This window comes from Actinomadura sp. (genome assembly GCF_044508335.1).
GTDB lineage: Bacteria > Actinomycetota > Actinomycetes > Streptosporangiales > Streptosporangiaceae > Spirillospora.
Genome location: NZ_JBIQHY010000005.1, coordinates 44005 through 61218 on the forward strand (window position 1 = coordinate 44005; position 17214 = coordinate 61218).

The window sequence follows — 17214 nt, forward strand, 5'->3', positions numbered from 1 at the left end:
GCCTATGGTGAGGCGGATTCGTCCCCGAACGCGCGAACGGACACCGGATGACACAGGGGCCGATGCCGGCCGAGCTGCCGGAGATGCTGCGGCAGCACCTCCAGGCCGCCGTCGAGGAGATGGAGCGGGAGATCCGCGACCAGGTCCCCGAGTACGCGGGCGACGACGGCGGCGAGTACGCCCGGCGGGTGGAGCGCGCGGTCGGCGACACCGTCGCGTTCTTCGTCGACTCCGTCGACCACCCGAACGCCGACGCGCGCAAGCTGACCGAGCTGTACATGCGGCTCGGCGAGGAGGAGGCCCGGCAGGGCCGCAGCCTCGCCGCGCTGCAGAACGCGATGCGGGTGAGCAGCCAGGTCGCCTGCCGGCGGTTCATCAAGGACGCCTACCGGCTCGGCTGGTCGCGGGAGACGCTCAGCCGGCTGACCGACTCGCTGTTCATGCTGCTGGCGCGGGTCGCCGACGCCGCCGCGCAGGGCTACGCCCGCCAGCAGGGGCAGCTGGCGACCGAGCGGGAGCGGCGCCGCGATCGGCTGCGGGACCTGCTGGTCGCCGAGCCGCCGCCCGCGGCCGGGGCGATCGCCGAGCTGGCGGTCGCGGCCCGCTGGGAGCTGCCGAAGAGCATCGCCCTGGTCGCGCTGCCGGCCGGCGCGCCGCCCGGCGCGCGGATCCTGCCGCCCGCCGTGCTCGCCGACTGGGACGCGCCGGTCCCGTTCCTCGTGGTGCCCGACCCGGAGGGCCCCGGCCAGGACCGGCTGTGGCCGGTGCTGCGCAGGCTCGGCACCGCCGCGCTCGGCCCGACCGTGCCGGTAGGGCGGGGGGCCGTGTCGCTGCGCTGGGCCCGGCACGCGCTGACGCTGGCCGAGCGGGGCCTGCTGCCGTGCGACGGCCCCGTCCGGTGCGTCGACCACATCGCGGCGCTCGCCGTACACGCCGCGGACGAGCTTGTCGGCGCGACCGCCGGGACCGTCCTCGGGCCGCTGCTGGAGCTGGCGCCGGCGCGCCGGCAGCCGCTCGCCGAGACGCTGCTGACCTACCTGGAGTGCGGCGACAACGCGGTGATCGCGGCGGAGCGGCTGCACATCCACGAGCAGACCGTCCGGTACCGGCTGCGCCGCATCGCCGAGCTGACCGGCGGGCGGTTCTCCGACCTGGACGGCCGGCTCGACGTCATGCTGATGCTCAGCTGGCTGGTCCGCACCGGCCGCGCCGAAGCCCGCACCGCCTGACCCCCGCCGCCTGCCCCCCGCCGCCTGCCCCCTGGGCGCCGTCAGAGGTGGACGGCGACGCGGGCGGCGAGCGCGGATAGCGTCCACGGTGCCGAAGCGGCGGGCGGGCGCATCGAGCGCCTCACAACGACGGGACGGCGTGGGGATCGTCATGTCCGCGCGCGGCGTGCGCGGACCGGGAGAGCAGCGCGACCCCGCTGGTGAGCAGCACGGCGCTGAACGAGACGGCGGTGAACGCCGCGGCGGTCCGGGGCGGCAGCGTCTCGAAGGCGAAGGCGGCCACCAGGTACGAGGCGATCGGGTTGGTCATCGTCATCGCGGTCATCGCGGCGGGCAGCGACCCGGCGGCGAACGCCCGCTGCTCCAGGATGAGCCCGAGCAGCGTGCTGCCCGCGAGCGCGTAGCCCGGCCAGTCGACCGCGGTGGCCGCGACGCCGCGGTCGACGAGGTCGGCCGTGGTGAGCTTGATCAGCACGGCGGTGGCCGCGAAGAACAGGCCCGCGCAGACGCCGAGCAGCGCGGCCCGCACCGGCCCGGCGCGCAGCCACGCGGCGCGGGACAGCACGACGACGAGCGGCGCCGCGATCAGGCCGGCGAGGATGATCCGGGGGCGGGACGGCTCGCCCTCCGGGGGGATCGCGCCCGGCACTGTGAACAGCACGGCGAGGCCCGCCGACACGGCCGCCCCGCCGAGCAGGTCCATCCGCGCGGGGCGGCGCCCCGTGCCGACCGTGCCGAGCGCGATGGTGAAGACCAGCTGGCTGACCAGGAGCGGCTGGACGATCGCGGTCGAGCCGAAGTGCAGCGCGATCGCCTGCGTGCAGAACCCGGCCAGGTTCACGCCCCACCCGGTCAGCCACACCGGGTCGCGGACCAGCCGCCGGATGAGCCCCTGCGCGGCGCCGGCGTCCGAACCGCCGTGCACCGCCCGCCGGGCGGCCCGGTACTGCAGCGCGGCCGCGGCGGCGAACAGGAACGCCGCGAGCAGGGCGAAGCCCACGGACCACGCCATCAGACCGTCCCGCTCTGCGCCCCGCTGCCGGCGCCGCTGCCCGCACCGCTGTCCGCGCGGACGGCGGCGGCCAGCCGCTCGAACGCCCGCAGCAGCCCGTCCGGGAACGCGGCGCCCTCCGGGAGCACCGCCGGCTCGGCGGTCACCGAGATGTGCAGGTCGCCGTCCCAGCTGAGCGCGCCCACGGCGAACGGCACGCCGTCCGCGAGCGGCAGGACCGGGTGGACGTCCGCGAGCCGCGCGCCCGCGAGCGACATCGGCAGCGGCGGTCCCGGCATGTTGGAAACGATCCCACCGAAGAACCTCGCGCGGTAGGTGGCGCGGGCGACGCGGGCGTGCAGCGGCGGCGGCAGCGCGCCCATGAGCCGCATCGCGGCGGTGCTGGCGACCGCCCGGCCGGACCGGCGGCGCCGCTCGGCCGCCGCGTGCACGGCCGCGAGCCGGTCGCGGACGGGCATCGGGCCGACCGGCACGTCCAGCCGCAGCGCGGCGGTCAGGTTGCCGGGCACGGCGGTGCGGCCCCGGCCGGGCGGCTCGGGGGCGCGCAGCGTCATCGGGACGGCGGCGCGCAGCGGCCGGCCGTCCGCCGGCTCGCCGCGCTCCTCCAGCACGTCCGCGACGACCTCGCCGACCAGGGCGAGCAGCACGTCGGTGACCCGGGCCCCGCCGGCGCGGGCGACCGCGCGGACCCGGTCGAGCGGCAGCGTGGCGGTGCCGAAGACGCGCTCGGGGCCGAGCGCCCCGGTGACGGACACGGTCCGGGCCGCGCCGTCGAGGCCGAGCTGGACCAGGCCGGGCAGGACGGCGGCGGCGCGCCGCAGCCCGCCCGGGCCGCGCACCGGGCCGGCCTCCGGGAGCGCGGGGTCCAGGATCCCGCGCAGGATGTCGACGACGCCGATCCCGTCGGCGATGGCGTGGTGGAACAGGACCACGACGGCGTCCGGACCGGCGGGGCCGCGGCGGACGAGGAAGAACCGCCACAGCGGGAGGCCGGGGTCCAGCGGTTCGGCGATGAGGCGGGCGACGAGGGCGTCCAGCGCGCGCCGCCCGCCGGCCGCCGGCAGGTCCACCTCCAGGACGTGCCGGCGCAGGTCCACGGCGCCGGCCTCCACCCAGCGCGGCCGCCGGAACGCGCCGCCGGGCCGGACCCGCTGGGTGAGCCGCGGCAGCCGGGGCAGCCGCTCGGCGAACAGGGCGCGCACCCGCTCGGCCGACGGCCCGGGCCCGGCGAACTCGGCGACCCCGCCCACCACCTGCGGGACATCGCGGCTCTCGACGTACAGGAAGAAGGCGTCGGCGGCGGCGATCCGCTGCTCCCTGCCGGGGCGCGCGGGCTCCGCCGGCCGGCGCCCGCGCACCAGCCCGGCCCGCGCCCGCTCGGCGACCGCCGCGGCCGGGATGAGCAGCAGCCCGCCGGGGATGTCCACGACGTAGTGGGCGGCGGTCGCGACGATCACCAGCCCGGTCACCACCAGGTGCAGGGCGCACAGCCAGGCGAACCACGGGCGGCAGCGGGCCCGGACGGCGGCCGCCCCGATCCAGGCGACCCACCCGATGTGCAGGCTCGGCATGGCCGCGTAGGGGTTGGCGCCCGCGGACACGACCTCGCTGCCCCAGGTCGCCGGCGGGTGGTGCATCGCGATGACATCGGTGAAGCCCTCCCCCGGCAGCAGCCGCGGCGGCGTCGTGGGCCAGACCGCGAAGCAGCAGATCGCGATCAGCGTCACCAGGATCAGCGTGTTCCGCGCCCACTCGTAGGCCGGGTTCCGCCGCCACCACAGCCAGATCAGGAACCCGAAGGTGCCGATCACGTACGTCGTCGCGTACTCCCACGCGGCCGCCGCGCCCAGCCATCCGTGCCGGACGAGCAGCTCGTTCGCCGGGCGCTCGACGTCGAGGCCGGCCCACCGCTCGAAGTCCAGCAGGGCCCGCCCGTGCGCGTCGCTGGCCGCCCGGTCCCCGCTGAACGCGTGGGTGAACACCAGGTACACGACCAGGACGGCCAGCGCGGTGACGATCTCCCGCGCGGCCGACCCCGCCCGCCCCCCGTCCTCGTCCCCCGTCTCGGACACGGCCGACCCGCCCCGTATCACGGCGCCTCTCCCGCCTCGTGCATCGCTCCACCCCCTCCCGATCATCCTCCCCACCTTCGGACGAGACGACCATGAACGTGCACTCGACTTCCCCCATCCCTACCGCCCGCCCGGGCCTTCCGGCACCGCGCCGCCTCCCGCGCCGCCGCGAGGACGCGGAGCGGAGGCCGGGCCGGCGTCCACCGACGGGTGAACCCTCATAAGAGCGACAGGCGGCGGCGAGGGATTCCCACATGGCCGCATCGGCTTCGGAAGGAGCCGATGCGGTTCTCTCCTGCGAAAACTCGGCGGCAGGTCTTGACGACGGCGACAAACGGGCATAAATAAAAGGGAAACAAAATCAAACGGAAGGGAAGCCACATGCACCGGGGAACGGCGCGCGCATGATCGTGACGGTGACGCTCAACCCGAGCCTCGACCGCACGATCGAGGTGGACGTGCTGACCCGCGGCGCGGTGATCCGCGCCCGGTCGGCGCGGCTGGACCCGGGCGGCAAGGGGGTCAACGTGTCCCGGGCACTGCTCGCCAACGGGGTCGAGTCCACCGCCGTGGTCGCGGTGGGCGGCGCCGACGGCGACCAGCTGCACCGGCTGCTGACCGCCGAGGCCATGCGGGTGCGCGCCGTCCGCGTCGCGGGACGCACCCGGTCCAACGTGACGATCGTCGAGCCGGGCGGCGTCGACACCAAGCTCAACGAGCCGGGCGGGCCGCTGTCCGCCGCGGAGCTGGACGAGATCGGCGCGGTCGTGGCGGCCGAGGCCGCCGGGGCGAGCTGGGTGGTCGGCTGCGGGAGCCTGCCGCCCGGCGTCCCGGACGACACCTACGCCGCGCTGTGCCGCCGGTTCGCGCCGGACGGCATCCGCGTCGCGGTCGACTCCAGCGGCCCGGCGCTGCGCGCCGCCGTCGCCGCCGGCCCCGACCTGATCAAGCCGAACCGCGAGGAGCTCGCCGAGGCCGTCGGCGGGCCGGTGGACACCGTCGCCGACGTCGTGGAGGCCGCCGGGGAGCTGCGGGCGCGGGGGGCCCGCGCCGTCCTGGTCAGCCTCGGCGCCGAGGGCGCGGTGCTCGTCGACGACGACGGCGTCCTCACCGGCGAGGCCCCGGTCGCCGTCCCGCGCAGCACGGTCGGCGCGGGCGACGCCCTGCTCGCCGGGTTCCTCGCCGCCGGCGCCCGCGGGGCCCGCGCGCTCACCGAGGCGCTCGCCTGGGGCGCCGCGGCCGTGCGGATGCCGGCGAGCCGGATGCCGGGCGCGGCCGACGTCCGGCGCGACATCGTACGGATCCACCCCCGGCCGGACCTCACCCGGCCCCTCCTCACCTGACGAACCCCAGTACCCACCCCCGATCGACAGGAGGCCCGAGATGGCCACCACGTACACCCCGGAGCCCACAGGGAGCGGGCTCCGGGCGACCGTCCAGCGCATCGGCGGCAAGATGGCCGGGATGGTGATGCCCAACATCGGCGCTTTCATCGCCTGGGGCCTCATCACCGCGCTGTTCATCCCGACCGGCTGGCTGCCCAACAAGGACCTGGCCGAGCTGGTCGACCCGATGATCAAGTTCCTGCTGCCGCTGCTGATCGGCTACACCGGCGGCCGGATGGTGCACGGCCAGCGCGGCGCGGTGGTCGGCGCCGTCGCCACCGTCGGCATCGTCGTCGGCGCGGACGTGCCGATGTTCCTCGGCGCGATGATCATGGGTCCGCTCGCCGCGTACCTGATCAAGCTGTTCGACGGCCTCGTCCAGGAGCGCGTCCGGACCGGGTTCGAGATGCTGGTGGACAACTTCTCCGCCGGCATCATCGGCGGCGCCATGGCGGTCGCCGGCCATGCGGTGATCGGCCCGATCATGAACACCTTCTCCGACTGGGCCGGGGACGGGGTGAGCTGGCTCGTCGACCACGACGTGCTGCCGCTCACCTCGCTGCTGATCGAGCCCGCGAAGGTGCTCTTCCTGAACAACGCCGTCAACCACGGCGTACTCGGCCCGCTCGGCGTGCAGCAGGCCGCCGAGCACGGCAAGTCGGTGCTGTTCATGCTGGAGTCCAACCCCGGGCCCGGCCTCGGCGTCCTGCTCGCCTACTGGTTCTTCGGCCCGCGGCGGCTGCGCCCGAGCGTCCCGGCGGCCACCATCATCCACTTCTTCGGCGGCATCCACGAGATCTACTTCCCGTACATCCTGATGAAGCCGCGGATGATCCTGGCCGCGATCGCCGGCGGCATGACCGGCGTGGCGATCTTCGTCGCGACCGGCGTCGGGCTGGTGGCCACCCCGTCCCCCGGCAGCATCTTCGCCTACCTCGCCCAGACGCCGCGCGGCGTCGGAAACTGGATCGGCGTCTACACCGGCCTGTTCGCCTCCGCGGCCGTGTCCTTCGGCGTCGGCGCGGCGCTGCTCGGGTTCGGCAGGCTCGCCGAGGCCAAGGACGAGGAGTCCGCCGCCGAGGACGAGCTGGAGGAGGCCAAGAGCAGGACGGCCGAGAACAAGGCGGCCGCGAAGAAGGCGGCCGGCGGCACCGCGAAGGAGGAGGCGGCCGCCTCCTGAGCCGCGGCTCGTCACCCACCAACCCGTCCGATGGAAGGCACATCCACGATGAACGGCAAGGACATCCGCAAGGTCGTCATCGCCTGCGACGCGGGCATGGGCAGCAGCGTCATGCTCGCCGGCCAGCTGCGCAAGAAGCTGAAGAAGAACGACGTGGCGGTCGAGCACACGCCCGTCGACTCGATCCCCGGCGACGCCGACGTGGTCGTCACCCACACCGGGCTCGCCGAGCGGGCCCGGCGCGGCGCCGGCGACATCCCGGTGATCGCCTTCGAGGTCTACATCGGCGACCCCGCCGTCGACCGCCTGGTCAAGGCGATCAAGGACGGCGGTGAGGTCGGTGTCTGACCGGGCCGCCGGCCTGCTCAGCCGGGAGGCGATCCGGCTGGACGCGCGCGCCACCGGCCGCGACCACGCCGTCAGGCTGTGCGGGCAGGTCCTGGTGGACATCGGCGCCGTCGAGCCCGGCTACATCGACGCGATGCTGGAGCGGGAGCGCTCCATCTCCACCTACCTCGGCGAGGGCGTGGCGATCCCGCACGGCACCAACGAGGGCCGCGACCTCATCCACCGGGACGCCCTCGCCGTCGTCCGGTTCCCCGACGGGGCGGACTGGAACGGCAACGAGGTCACGGTGTGCATCGCGATCGCCGCGCGCGGCGGCGGGCACATGGAGATCCTCGCCGAGCTCGCCGAGATCCTCATGGACCCGGACCGGGCCCGCGCGCTGCGCGAGGCCGCCGAGCCCGAGCAGGTCCTCGCGCTGCTCGCCCCGCGGGCGCAGGAAGCACCGACAGATACCAAGCAGCCGACAGAACAAGGACACACCGTATGAAGGTCGCCCGTTTCTATGCACCCGGCGACATCCGGCTGGAGGACGCGCCGGAGCCCGAGCCCGGCCCCGGAGAGCTGAAGATCCGCGTCCGGAACTGCTCCACCTGCGGGACGGACGTCAAGATCTCCCGCTTCGGGCACCACCACATCGTCCCGCCGCGGGTGATGGGGCACGAGATCGCCGGCGAGGTCGTCGCGGCCGGCGACGGCGTCGAGGGCTGGGCGGGCGGCGACCGCGTCCAGGTCATCGCCGCGATCCCGGACGGGACGTGCTCGGAGTGCGCCCGCGGCCGGATGACGGTCTGCACCGCGCAGGAGTCGATGGGGTACCACTACGACGGCGCGTTCGCCGAGTACATGATCGTCCCGGCGAAGGTCCTCGCGGTGGACGGGGTGAACCGCATCCCCGACGGCGTGTCGTTCGCCGAGGCGTCGGTGGCCGAGCCGCTCGCCTGCGTCCTCAACGGCCAGGAGCTGGCGCGGGTCGGCGAGGGCGACGACGTCGTGGTGTTCGGCTCCGGCCCGGTCGGCTGCCTGCACGTGCGGGTCGCGCGGGCGCGCGGCGCCGCCCGGGTGTTCCTCGTGGAGGTCAACGCCGAGCGGCTGCACCAGGCCGCCGCGCTCGTCAAGCCGGACGCCGCGATCGACGGCGGCGTCACCGACGCCGTCGAGGAGGTCCTCGCCCGCACCGGCGGGCGCGGCGCCGACGTCGCGATCACCGCCGCCGCGTCGGGCGCCGCGCAGGAGCAGGCGCAGCGGCTGATGGCGCCGGGCGGCCGGGTCAGCCTGTTCGGCGGCCTGCCGAAGGACGACCCGGTGATCTCCGTCGACGCCAACCGGGTCCACTACCGGGAGCTGTCGCTGGTCGGCGCGAACGGGTCGAGCCCCGCGCACAACGCGCGCGCCCTGGAGCTCATCGGCTCCGGGCAGGTCCCGGTCGAGGACCTCATCACCCACCGGCTCCCGCTCGACGCCCTGCACGACGCCCTGGACCTCGTCACCCGCGGCGCGGCCATCAAGGTCACGATCGAACCCTGACCCCCGTCCCCGAAGGAGGCAGCCGTGCCCGAACGCAGCGTCGTCATCGGCTCCGCACAGGGCCTGCACGCCCGCCCCGCGAAGATCTTCGTGCACATCGCCGCGCAGCAGCCCGTCCCGGTGTCCATCCGGGTCGGGGACCGCGCCCCCGTCCCGGCGAGCAGCATCCTCGGCGTCCTGTCGCTCGGCGCCGCGCAGGGGACGGAGGTGACGCTGTCCGCCGACGGGGACGGCGCCGCCGAGGTCCTGGACGAGCTGGCCGACCTGCTCTCCCGCGACCTGGACGCCGAGGAGCCCGACCATGCGTGAACCGGCCGCCGCCGAGCTCCGGGGCCTCGGCGTCAGCCCCGGGGCGGCGGCGGGCCCGGTGGAGGTGATGGCGCCGCCGCCCGAGCTTCCGCCGCCGCGTCCCGTCGCCGACGCCGCGGAGGAGGCGCGCCTGGCGCTGCGGGCGCTGGAGGCGGTCGAGGCCGAACTGGAGGAGCGCGCGCTGGCCGCGCCGACGCCCGAGGCCCGCGACATCCTGCAGGCCCAGGCGGCGATCGCCGGCGACCCGATGCTGGCCGCCGGCGTCCGCGGCCGCGTCGAGCAGGGCGCGGACGCGGCGCACGCGCTGCACGGCGCGTTCGACGAGCAGGCGCGGCTGCTGCTGGCGGCGGGCGGCCGGTTCGCCGAGCGGGTCGCCGACCTGGCCGACCTGTCCGGCCGCGCCGTCGCCGCCGCGCTCGGCCGGCCGATGCCGGGCGTGCCCTCCCCCGGCCGCCCGTTCGTCCTCGTCGCGGACGACCTGTCGCCCGCCGACACCGCCGCGCTCGACACGGCCGCCGTCCTCGCGCTGGTCACCGAGCGCGGCGGGCCGACCGGGCACACCGCGATCCTCGCCCGGTCGCTCGGGCTGCCCGCCGTCGTGGGCTGCAGGGGGATCCTGGACGCGGCGGCCTCCGGCGGCCTGGCCGCGGTGGACGGCACCGGCGGCGCCGTCCGGACGCCCGTCACCGAGGCCGAGGCCGCGGAGGTCAACGCGGCCGCGGCGCGGCGGGCGGCCGAGGAGTCCGCGCCCGCGGCCCCGGGCCGCACCGCCGACGGGCGCGGCGTCGACCTGATGGTCAACATCGGCTCCGCCGCCGACCTGGACGGCGTCGACCTGACCGGCGTCGCGGGCGTCGGGCTGTTCCGCACCGAGTTCCTCTTCCTCGGCCGGTACGAGGAACCCGGCCTGGACGAGCAGGCCGCGGCCTACGCGAAGGCGTTCGCGGCGGCCGGCGACCGGACGGTCGTCGTCCGGACGCTGGACGCGGGCGCCGACAAGCCGCTGCCGTTCCTGCGCCTGCCGGACGAGCCGAACCCGGCGCTCGGCGTGCGCGGCCTGCGCGTCGCGCGGGAGCGCCCGGACGTCCTGGAGACGCAGCTCGCGGCCATCGCCCGCGCCGCCGCGGGCACGCCCGCGCGGGTCGCGGTGATGGCCCCGATGGTGGCGACCCCCGAGGAGGCGGACGGGTTCGTGGCGCGCGCCCGCGCGCACGGGCTGCCCGCCGCCGGGGTGATGATCGAGGTCCCGTCCGCGGCGCTGCGGGCCGCGCGGATCCTGCGCGAGGCGCAGTTCCTCAGCATCGGCACGAACGACCTCAGCCAGTACGCGCTCGCCGCGGACCGGCAGCACAGCGGGTTCCCGGAGCTGCTCGACCCGTGGCAGCCCGCGGTGCTCGACCTGATCGCCCGGTGCGCGGAGGCGGGCGGCGCGGCCGGCAAGTCGGTCGGGGTGTGCGGGGAGGCCGCCGCCGACCCGCTGCTGGCGCCGGTGCTGGCGGGGCTCGGGGTGACCCGGCTGTCGATGTCGCCGCGCGCGCTGCCGGCCGTCCGCGCCGCCCTGCTGCGGTTCACCTTCGCCGAGTGCGCCGACCTGGCCGAGCGCGTCCTCGCCGCCGACGGCCCGGCCGAGGCGCGGGAGATCGCCCGGACCCGCCACAATGAACGCGGACGGAGCTGACGCGGGACGGGTGGGACGCTCATGTACGCCGAGGAACGACAGCAGGCGATCCTTGCGCTGGCGCGCTCGAAGGGCCGGGTGGACGTGGTCGCGCTGGCCGAGGAGTTCTCGGTCACGACCGAGACGATCCGCAGGGACCTGACCGTCCTGGAGCGGGCCGGGACGGTGCGGCGGGTGCACGGCGGCGCGATGCCGGTCGAGCGGCTCGGGTTCGAGCCGGAGCTGGCGGCGCGGGACGCGGTGATGACCGAGGAGAAGCAGCGCATCGCCAAGGCCGCGCTGGAGGAGCTGCCCGCCGACGGGTCGATCATCGTGGACGCGGGCACGACCACGGCCAGGTTCGTCCAGCTGCTGCCCACCGACCGCGAGCTGACCGTGATCGTGAACTCGCCGCCGCACGCGTCGGTGCTCGCCACCCGCCCCAACCTGACCGTGATCATCCTGGGCGGCCGGGTGCGCGGCCGGACGCTCGCCACGGTCGACGACTGGGTGCTGCGGCCGCTGGCCGACCTGTGGGTGGACGTGGCGTTCATGGCGACCAACGGATGCTCGGTCGAGCGCGGGCTGACCACGTCCGACCAGGCGGAGGCGGCGGTGAAGCGAGCGATGATCGCCTCGTCGCGGCGGCGGGTGCTGCTCGCCGACCGCACCAAGATCGGGCACGACCACCTGGTGCGGTTCGGCGACCTGTCCGACATCGACGTGCTGATCACCGACACCGGGCTGGACACCGACCTCGCCGCGGACCTCGCCGCCGCCGGCCCGGAGATCGTCCGCGCCTGACCGGCGGCGGGAGGCGCCGCCGCCCCGCGCCGGTGGGGCGGGCGCGCGGGACGGCGGCGGTGCCCGTCAGCCGGCCGAGGGGATGCCGTTGGCGGGCGCCTGCGGTTGCGGTGTCGTGTAGGGCTGGATCGGCCCGTCACCGTCGTCGGTGGTCATCGGCTGCCCCTCGGGCACGACGTTCTCGCCGTCGATCTTGCCGATCACCGCGCCGGTGTACCCGGCATGGGACTCCTTGCTGTAGGCGAACGGGACGACGCCCGGACCGGTGAAGTGCGACTTCTCCAGCGCCTCGACGAGGCTCTTGCGGGTCGGGTTCTTCCCCGCCGCCTCCAGCGCCTGGACGAAGGTGTAGGCGACCGACATGCCGTAGACGATGTTGCCGTTGAACGGCAGCTTCGGGATGTACTGGTCGTGGACCTTCTTGAACAGCTGCGTCCAGCTGTTGGACTCGTCGCCGGGCGGCGCGAGGTAGCCGTCGGTGATCATGCCCTGGATGAGCGGGCTGCCCTTGACCTCGCTGCCGCCCTGCTTGGCGAAGCTCTCCAGCAGCCCGGTGAGGGTGATCGGGTCGGACCCGACGTTGCTGACGACGAACGTCGGCTTGTAGTTCAGCTTCAGCGCGGCGAGCCGGAACAGCGCGGTGTAGGTGGGGATGCTGAACAGCACCACGACGTCCGCCTTGGACTGGGCGATCGCCTGCGCCTGCGCGCCGATGTCGGTGCTGCCCGGCTGGTACGACTGCCGCGACACCACGTCGTCCTTCGGGACGTACTTGTCGAGGCCCTTCACCCCGTCCTGCCCGAAGTCGTCGTTCTGGTAGAAGTAGGCGACCTTCTTGCCGGCGAAGTTCTTCTTGATGTAGTCGCCGAGGATCTTGCCCTCGCGGATGTAGTCGACCTGCCAGCCGAACGTCTGCGGGTGCTTCTCCGGCTCGTCCCAGCAGCCGCAGCCGGACGCGACGAACAGGTCGGGGACCCGCTGCGCGTTGAGGTAGTCGACGACCTTGGAGTGCGTCGGGGTGCCCAGCCCGTTGAAGATCGCGAAGACCTTGTCCTGGAGGACGAGCTTCTGCACGACGCTGACGGTCTGGGTCGGGTTGTAGGCGTCGTCCACGTACTTGTAGACGATCTTCCGCCCGTGGATGCCGCCGTTGGCGTTCACGTAGTCGAAGAACGCCTTGGACGCCGCGGAGTTGGCGCTGTAGCCGGGCGCGGCCGGACCGGTCAGCGGCTGGTGGCTGCCGATGGTGACGGTGGTGGCGGTCACGCCGGGCGTGCTCGACGAGCCGCCGTCCCCGCCGTCACCTCCGCAGCCGCTCGCCGCGACCGCCAGCGTCGCCGCGGTCATCAGGGCGATCGCCCTGGTCCGCAATCGCTTCATCTGCTCCTCCTGGGTGCGTGGTGGTGGGCCCCGAAATGGCTGTCGATGCGGGGTCGCGCGGCCCGGGAGCCCGGTCGCGCCTCGTGCGCACGCGGCGCCGCACGGCGCCGCCGAGGTCGCGCAGTCCGCCCTGGAGACCGCGCGGGAAGGCCAGCGTCACGACGATGAGGACGAGGCCGTAGATGGCGAGGGGCAGGTTCGACGCGATGTTGTGCGACAGGCCGGACGAGGACGACAGGTCGGACGCCCACGTCGGCGCGTACACCAGGATCAGCGCTCCCCACACGGCGCCGGTGAGGCTGCCGAGGCCGCCGATGATGATCGCGGCGATCAGCTGCAGGGACAGCGTGAGCGGGAACGCGCCCGGCGCGGCGAGCGTCGCGACCACGGCGAGCAGCCCGCCGCCGAGGCCGGCGCAGGCCGCCGACACGACGGTCGCGGCGATCCGCAGCCGGGCGACGCGGACCCCGCTGAGCGCGGCGGCGATCTCGTCGTCGCGGCTGGCCCGCAGCGTCCGGCCGAACCGGCCGCGGGTCAGGTTGGCGAGCAGGAACAGCGTGATGACCGCGCCGAGGCAGGAGATCCACGCCTGCCAGCGCTCCAGCGGGAACGTCTCGCCGAGCGCCTCGGGCGGGATCGGCGGGACGAGCGTCAGCCCGTTCTGCCCGCCGAGCAGGTCGGTGAGCGGCTCGTAGTTGGCGAGGCCGGGCAGCCCGACCGCGAACGCGAGGGTGGCGCCGGCCAGGTAGGGGCCGTGCAGCCGGGCGGCGACCGCGCCGACCAGCACTCCCGTGACGGCGGTGACGCCGGCCGCGGCCGCGAGGACGGCGGCGAGCGGCCAGCCCCAGTGCCCGATCACGAGCGCGGCGGTGTAGGCGCCGACCGCCATGAAGGCGCCGTGCCCGAGGGAGATCTGCCCGCCGAGCCCGGTCAGCACGGTGAGGCCCGCGACGGCGCAGGTGAGGTAGGCGACCTGCGCGATCTGCAGGTCCCGGTAGGGGCCGACGGCGGTCGTCAGGAAGTACAGCGCGGCGATCGCCGCGAGGGCCCCGGCGGAGTGCCGCGCCAGCGTGGACCGGCGCAGGGCGTTCAGGACGGTGTCCACCGCGTCACACCCTCCGTCCCGTGGTCGCCGCGAACAGGCCGTTGGGTCTGATCATCAGGACGGTGATGAGCGCGGCGAGCGCCCCGAACGTGACCAGGTCCGTGCTGACGTAGCCGGACACGTAGCTGAGCGCGCAGCCGAGCAGCAGCCCGCCGGTGACGGCGCCGGCCGGGCTGTCCAGCCCGCCGATCACCGCCGCGGTGAACCCGAACACGAGCATCGCGTCGAACTGGGCGGGCCCCACGAACACCGACGGCGCGATCAGCACCCCGGCGAGCGACCCGACGAGGGCGGCGAGCGCCCACCCGAGCGTCAGCATCCGGCCGACGCGGACGCCCTGCAGCCGGGCGATCTCCGGGGCGAACGCCGACGCGCGCAGCCGCAGCCCGAGGTCGGTGCGGACGAACAGCAGCGTCAGCAGCACCATGACCGCGGCGACCGCGCCGATGACGAACAGGTCGAACGGCGACAGCAGCAGCCGCGTCCCGGCGACCGCCAGCCCCCTGATCGTGAACGCGGGCGGGTAGGAGTGCGGCGTGTCGCCCCAGATCATGCCCGCCGCCGCCTGCAGCAGCACGTACAGCCCCAGCGTGACGATCACGGCGTTCAGCGGCGGCTTGTTCTCGACCGGCCGGACCACGACCCGTTCGAGGACGGCACCGAGCACGAGGCCGGAGGCCAGCGCGACGCCCAGCGCGAGCCAGTAGGAGCCGCCGCCGTCGATGACGCTCCAGGCCAGGAACGTCGTGAACATCAGCATGCCGCCCTGCGCGAAGTTCACGATCCGGGTGGCCCGCCAGATCAGCACCAGCGCGAGCGCCACCGCCGCGAAGACCATGCCAGACGTGATGCCGGCGAGCGTGAGATTGATGAAGCGCACCATCAGAACCCCAGGTATGCGTGGCGGAGGCGGTCGTCGGCGGCGAGGGTCGCGGCGTTCTCCGCCGCCACGACCGCGCCGAGGTCGAGCACGACCGCGCGGTCGGCGACGGACAGCGCGCTGCGGGCGTTCTGCTCGACGAGCAGGACGGTGCGGCCGTCCTCGTCGCACAGCCGCCGCAGCACGGCCATCAGCTGGGCGACCACGCGCGGCGCGAGGCCGAGGGACGGCTCGTCCACCAGCAGCAGCCGCGGCCCGCCGGTGAGCGCGCGGGCCAGCGCGAGCATCTGCCGCTCCCCGCCGGACAGCGTCGCGGCGGTCTTCGCCCGGCGTTCCGCGAGCGCCGGGAACAGCTCGTACATCTCGGCGACCCGCCGCGCGAGCGCGGCCCGGTCGCGCCGCCACAGCCCGCCGAGCCGCAGGTTGTCCTCCACGGTCAGCTCGGTGATGACGCCGCCGCTCTGCGGGACGTGCGCGACGCCCAGCCGGACGATGTCCTCGACCGGCAGCCGGGTGATGTCCCTCCCGTCCAGCTCGACGCGCCCCGCCCGGGGCCGCAGCAGCCCGGAGACCGCGCGCATCAGCGTGGTCTTCCCGGCCCCGTTGGCTCCGAGCACCGCGGTCAGGGACCCCTCGTCCACCGAGAGCTCGACGCCGGCGAGCGCCCGGACGGCCCCGTAGTGGACCGTGAGGTCCTTCACCTCAAGCACCGGCGACCTCCTCGCCCAGGTAGGCGTCGAGGACGGCCGGGTCGTCGCGGACGTCCGCCGGCGCGCCCTCGGCGATGACCCTGCCGAAGTCCAGCACGACGACCCGGTCGCAGACGTTCATCACGAGGTCCATGTGGTGCTCGACCAGCACGACCGCCGGGCCGCCGCGCAGCCCGCGGATCAGCTCGGCGAGCTCGTCCATCTCCCCCGCCGACAGCCCCGCGGCCGGCTCGTCCAGCAGCAGCAGCTCGGGCTCGGCGACCAGCGCCCGCGCGAGCGCCACCCGCTTCTGCACCCCGTAGGGCAGCTGGCCGGGCAGCCGCTGCGCCTCACCCGCGACGCCCAGCTCCGCCAGCCGCGCCATCGCCCGCTCCCGCAGCGCGGCCTCGTCCCGGTCGGCGCGCGGCAGCGCGAGCAGCCCGGACCAGAACCCGGCCCTGGCCCGCCGGTCGGCCCCGACCATGACGTTCTCCAGCACGGTGAGGCCGGGGAAGAGCCCGAGCCCCTGCAGGGTGCGGGCGATGCCGAGCCGGGTCAGATCGTGCGGCCGATGTCGGCCAAGTACTCTCCCCCGCCACCGGACCTCGCCGGACTCCGGCCGGACGAATCCGCACACGACGTTGAACAGCGTGGTCTTGCCGGCGCCGTTCGGGCCGATCACGCCGGTGACCCGGCCTTGCGGGGCGGCGAGCGACACGCCGTCCAGTGCGACCAGCCCGGCGAAGCGGACGGTCACGTCTCGTAGTTCCAGATTCTTGGAGGAGCCGGACATAACGCCTCACCTCGCCGATGAAACAGCGTGAATCCCCCGAGGCCGAAATGCACATACCGACTGGTCGGATTCCACGAAGATAGAATCATCGGGCGCTCCCGGTCAACAGCCGATGCGCAGGTCCCCGCGCAGCACCCGGCGTCGCCGGTAGGCTGTCGGCGATCTGCGGGCGGCCGTGGCCGGGACGGCGCGAGACCCCGGGGGCAATCCCGGAACGGAGGTGGAGTCATGACGCAGGCGCCCGTGGGCCGGCTGCCCGCAAACCTGCCGCTGCCCGACCGGCTGCTGGCCGTGGCGACCCGCATGTTCGCCGAGAAGGGCTTCGAGAACACCTCGGTCCAGGAGATCGTGAACGCCGCCGGCGTCACCAAAGGAGCCATGTACCACTACTTCGGCTCCAAGGACGACCTCCTGTACGAGATCTACCACCGGCTCCTCGGCCTGCAGATGTCGCGCCTGGAGCAGATCGCCGACGGCCCCGGCACCGCCGAAGAGCGCCTCCGCGCCGCCGCCGTCGACGTCCTCAACACCTCGTTCCTCTACCTCGACGACTTCACCGTCTTCTTCCGCTCCACCCACCTCCTGCCCCGCGACCGCCGCGAAGCCGTCCGGGCCGAACGCCGCCGCTACCACGAGCGCTTCCGCGCCCTCGTCGAAGAAGGCCAGCGCGAAGGCACCTTCCGCACCTCCACCCCCGCCGACATCGCCGTCCACTTCTTCTTCGGCACCGTCCACCAGATCGGCGTCTGGTACCGCCCCGGCGGCACCCTGAAAACCGAAGCGATCAGCGAACACTACGTAGACCTGTTCCTGAACGGCTTGAAGAGCTGAGTGGCCCGGATCTGGT

General features: G+C 74.7%; 17 protein-coding genes. 10 read left to right on the forward strand and 7 right to left on the reverse strand.

What is annotated here, in order from left to right; translation table 11 throughout:
* Positions 1-47: 47 nt before the first annotated feature.
* Positions 48-1229: a PucR family transcriptional regulator gene (locus ACIWVC_RS03475; protein WP_396449101.1), complete on the forward strand. Its 1182-nt coding sequence runs from the start codon at positions 48-50 to the stop codon at positions 1227-1229.
* A gap of 121 nt (positions 1230-1350) precedes the next feature.
* On the opposite strand, the gene ACIWVC_RS03480 is transcribed toward ACIWVC_RS03475, so the two are convergent.
* Together ACIWVC_RS03480 and ACIWVC_RS03485 are read right to left on the reverse strand one after the other, a co-directional pair.
* Positions 1351-2241: a DMT family transporter gene (locus ACIWVC_RS03480; protein ID WP_396449100.1), complete on the reverse strand. Its 891-nt coding sequence runs from the start codon at positions 2239-2241 to the stop codon at positions 1351-1353.
* On the reverse strand, positions 2241-4313 hold the full coding sequence (locus ACIWVC_RS03485) for a phosphatase PAP2 family protein (protein ID WP_396453786.1): 2073 nt from the start codon (positions 4311-4313) through the stop codon (positions 2241-2243). Before ACIWVC_RS03485 ends, ACIWVC_RS03480 begins: the two co-directional genes overlap by 1 nt.
* A 404-nt stretch (positions 4314-4717) precedes the next feature.
* Here ACIWVC_RS03485 and pfkB point away from each other — a divergent pair, with 404 nt between their 5' ends.
* From pfkB to ACIWVC_RS03525, 8 genes are read left to right on the forward strand one after another with little or no spacing between them, the layout of a single operon-like run.
* On the forward strand, positions 4718-5656 hold the full coding sequence (gene pfkB, locus ACIWVC_RS03490) for a 1-phosphofructokinase (RefSeq protein WP_396449098.1): 939 nt from the start codon (positions 4718-4720) through the stop codon (positions 5654-5656).
* A gap of 40 nt (positions 5657-5696) precedes the next feature.
* The gene (mtlA, locus tag ACIWVC_RS03495) at positions 5697-6878 is read left to right on the forward strand and encodes a mannitol-specific PTS transporter subunit IIC (RefSeq protein ID WP_396449097.1); all 1182 of its coding nucleotides are present in this window, start codon (positions 5697-5699) and stop codon (positions 6876-6878) included.
* A 30-nt stretch (positions 6879-6908) separates the two neighbouring features.
* Positions 6909-7226 carry a PTS lactose transporter subunit IIB gene (locus ACIWVC_RS03500; protein ID WP_396449096.1) on the forward strand — a complete coding sequence of 106 codons (318 nt, stop codon included), beginning with the start codon at positions 6909-6911 and terminating at the stop codon, positions 7224-7226.
* Positions 7210-7713 (forward strand): PTS sugar transporter subunit IIA, encoded by a 504-nt coding sequence (locus ACIWVC_RS03505; protein WP_396449095.1) that lies wholly within the window; start codon positions 7210-7212, stop codon positions 7711-7713. Before ACIWVC_RS03500 ends, ACIWVC_RS03505 begins: the two co-directional genes overlap by 17 nt.
* Positions 7710-8750 (forward strand): zinc-dependent dehydrogenase, encoded by a 1041-nt coding sequence (locus tag ACIWVC_RS03510; protein WP_396449094.1) that lies wholly within the window; start codon positions 7710-7712, stop codon positions 8748-8750. Before ACIWVC_RS03505 ends, ACIWVC_RS03510 begins: the two co-directional genes overlap by 4 nt.
* A gap of 24 nt (positions 8751-8774) precedes the next feature.
* A complete protein-coding gene (locus ACIWVC_RS03515; RefSeq protein ID WP_396449093.1) occupies positions 8775-9059 on the forward strand; it encodes an HPr family phosphocarrier protein in 285 nt (94 codons plus the stop codon).
* Positions 9052-10737: a phosphoenolpyruvate--protein phosphotransferase gene (ptsP, locus tag ACIWVC_RS03520; protein WP_396449092.1), complete on the forward strand. Its 1686-nt coding sequence runs from the start codon at positions 9052-9054 to the stop codon at positions 10735-10737. The genes ACIWVC_RS03515 and ptsP overlap by 8 nt, the downstream gene beginning before the upstream one ends.
* A 21-nt stretch (positions 10738-10758) precedes the next feature.
* Complete coding sequence (locus ACIWVC_RS03525; protein WP_396449091.1) at positions 10759-11520, forward strand: DeoR/GlpR family DNA-binding transcription regulator; 762 nt, start codon at positions 10759-10761, stop codon at positions 11518-11520.
* Between the two features lie 66 nt (positions 11521-11586).
* Here the strand turns inward: ACIWVC_RS03525 and ACIWVC_RS03530 are convergent, their stop codons facing one another.
* The 5 genes from ACIWVC_RS03530 to ACIWVC_RS03550 are packed head-to-tail and all read right to left on the reverse strand — an operon-like array spanning position 11587 to position 16367.
* Complete coding sequence (locus tag ACIWVC_RS03530; RefSeq protein WP_396449090.1) at positions 11587-12900, reverse strand: ABC transporter substrate-binding protein; 1314 nt, start codon at positions 12898-12900, stop codon at positions 11587-11589.
* The gene (locus ACIWVC_RS03535) at positions 12821-14005 is read right to left on the reverse strand and encodes a branched-chain amino acid ABC transporter permease (RefSeq protein WP_396449089.1); all 1185 of its coding nucleotides are present in this window, start codon (positions 14003-14005) and stop codon (positions 12821-12823) included. Before ACIWVC_RS03535 ends, ACIWVC_RS03530 begins: the two co-directional genes overlap by 80 nt.
* A gap of 4 nt (positions 14006-14009) precedes the next feature.
* Positions 14010-14888 (reverse strand): branched-chain amino acid ABC transporter permease, encoded by an 879-nt coding sequence (locus ACIWVC_RS03540; protein WP_396449088.1) that lies wholly within the window; start codon positions 14886-14888, stop codon positions 14010-14012.
* Positions 14888-15595, reverse strand: a complete 708-nt coding sequence (locus ACIWVC_RS03545; protein WP_396449087.1) for an ABC transporter ATP-binding protein — start codon at positions 15593-15595, stop codon at positions 14888-14890. The genes ACIWVC_RS03540 and ACIWVC_RS03545 overlap by 1 nt, the downstream gene beginning before the upstream one ends.
* Positions 15588-16367, reverse strand: a complete 780-nt coding sequence (locus tag ACIWVC_RS03550) for an ABC transporter ATP-binding protein (RefSeq protein WP_396449086.1) — start codon at positions 16365-16367, stop codon at positions 15588-15590. Before ACIWVC_RS03550 ends, ACIWVC_RS03545 begins: the two co-directional genes overlap by 8 nt.
* 228 nt (positions 16368-16595) lie before the next feature.
* Between ACIWVC_RS03550 and ACIWVC_RS03555 the strand changes: the two genes are divergently transcribed.
* Complete coding sequence (locus tag ACIWVC_RS03555; protein WP_396449085.1) at positions 16596-17198, forward strand: TetR/AcrR family transcriptional regulator; 603 nt, start codon at positions 16596-16598, stop codon at positions 17196-17198.
* The last annotated feature ends 16 nt before the right edge of the window (positions 17199-17214 follow it).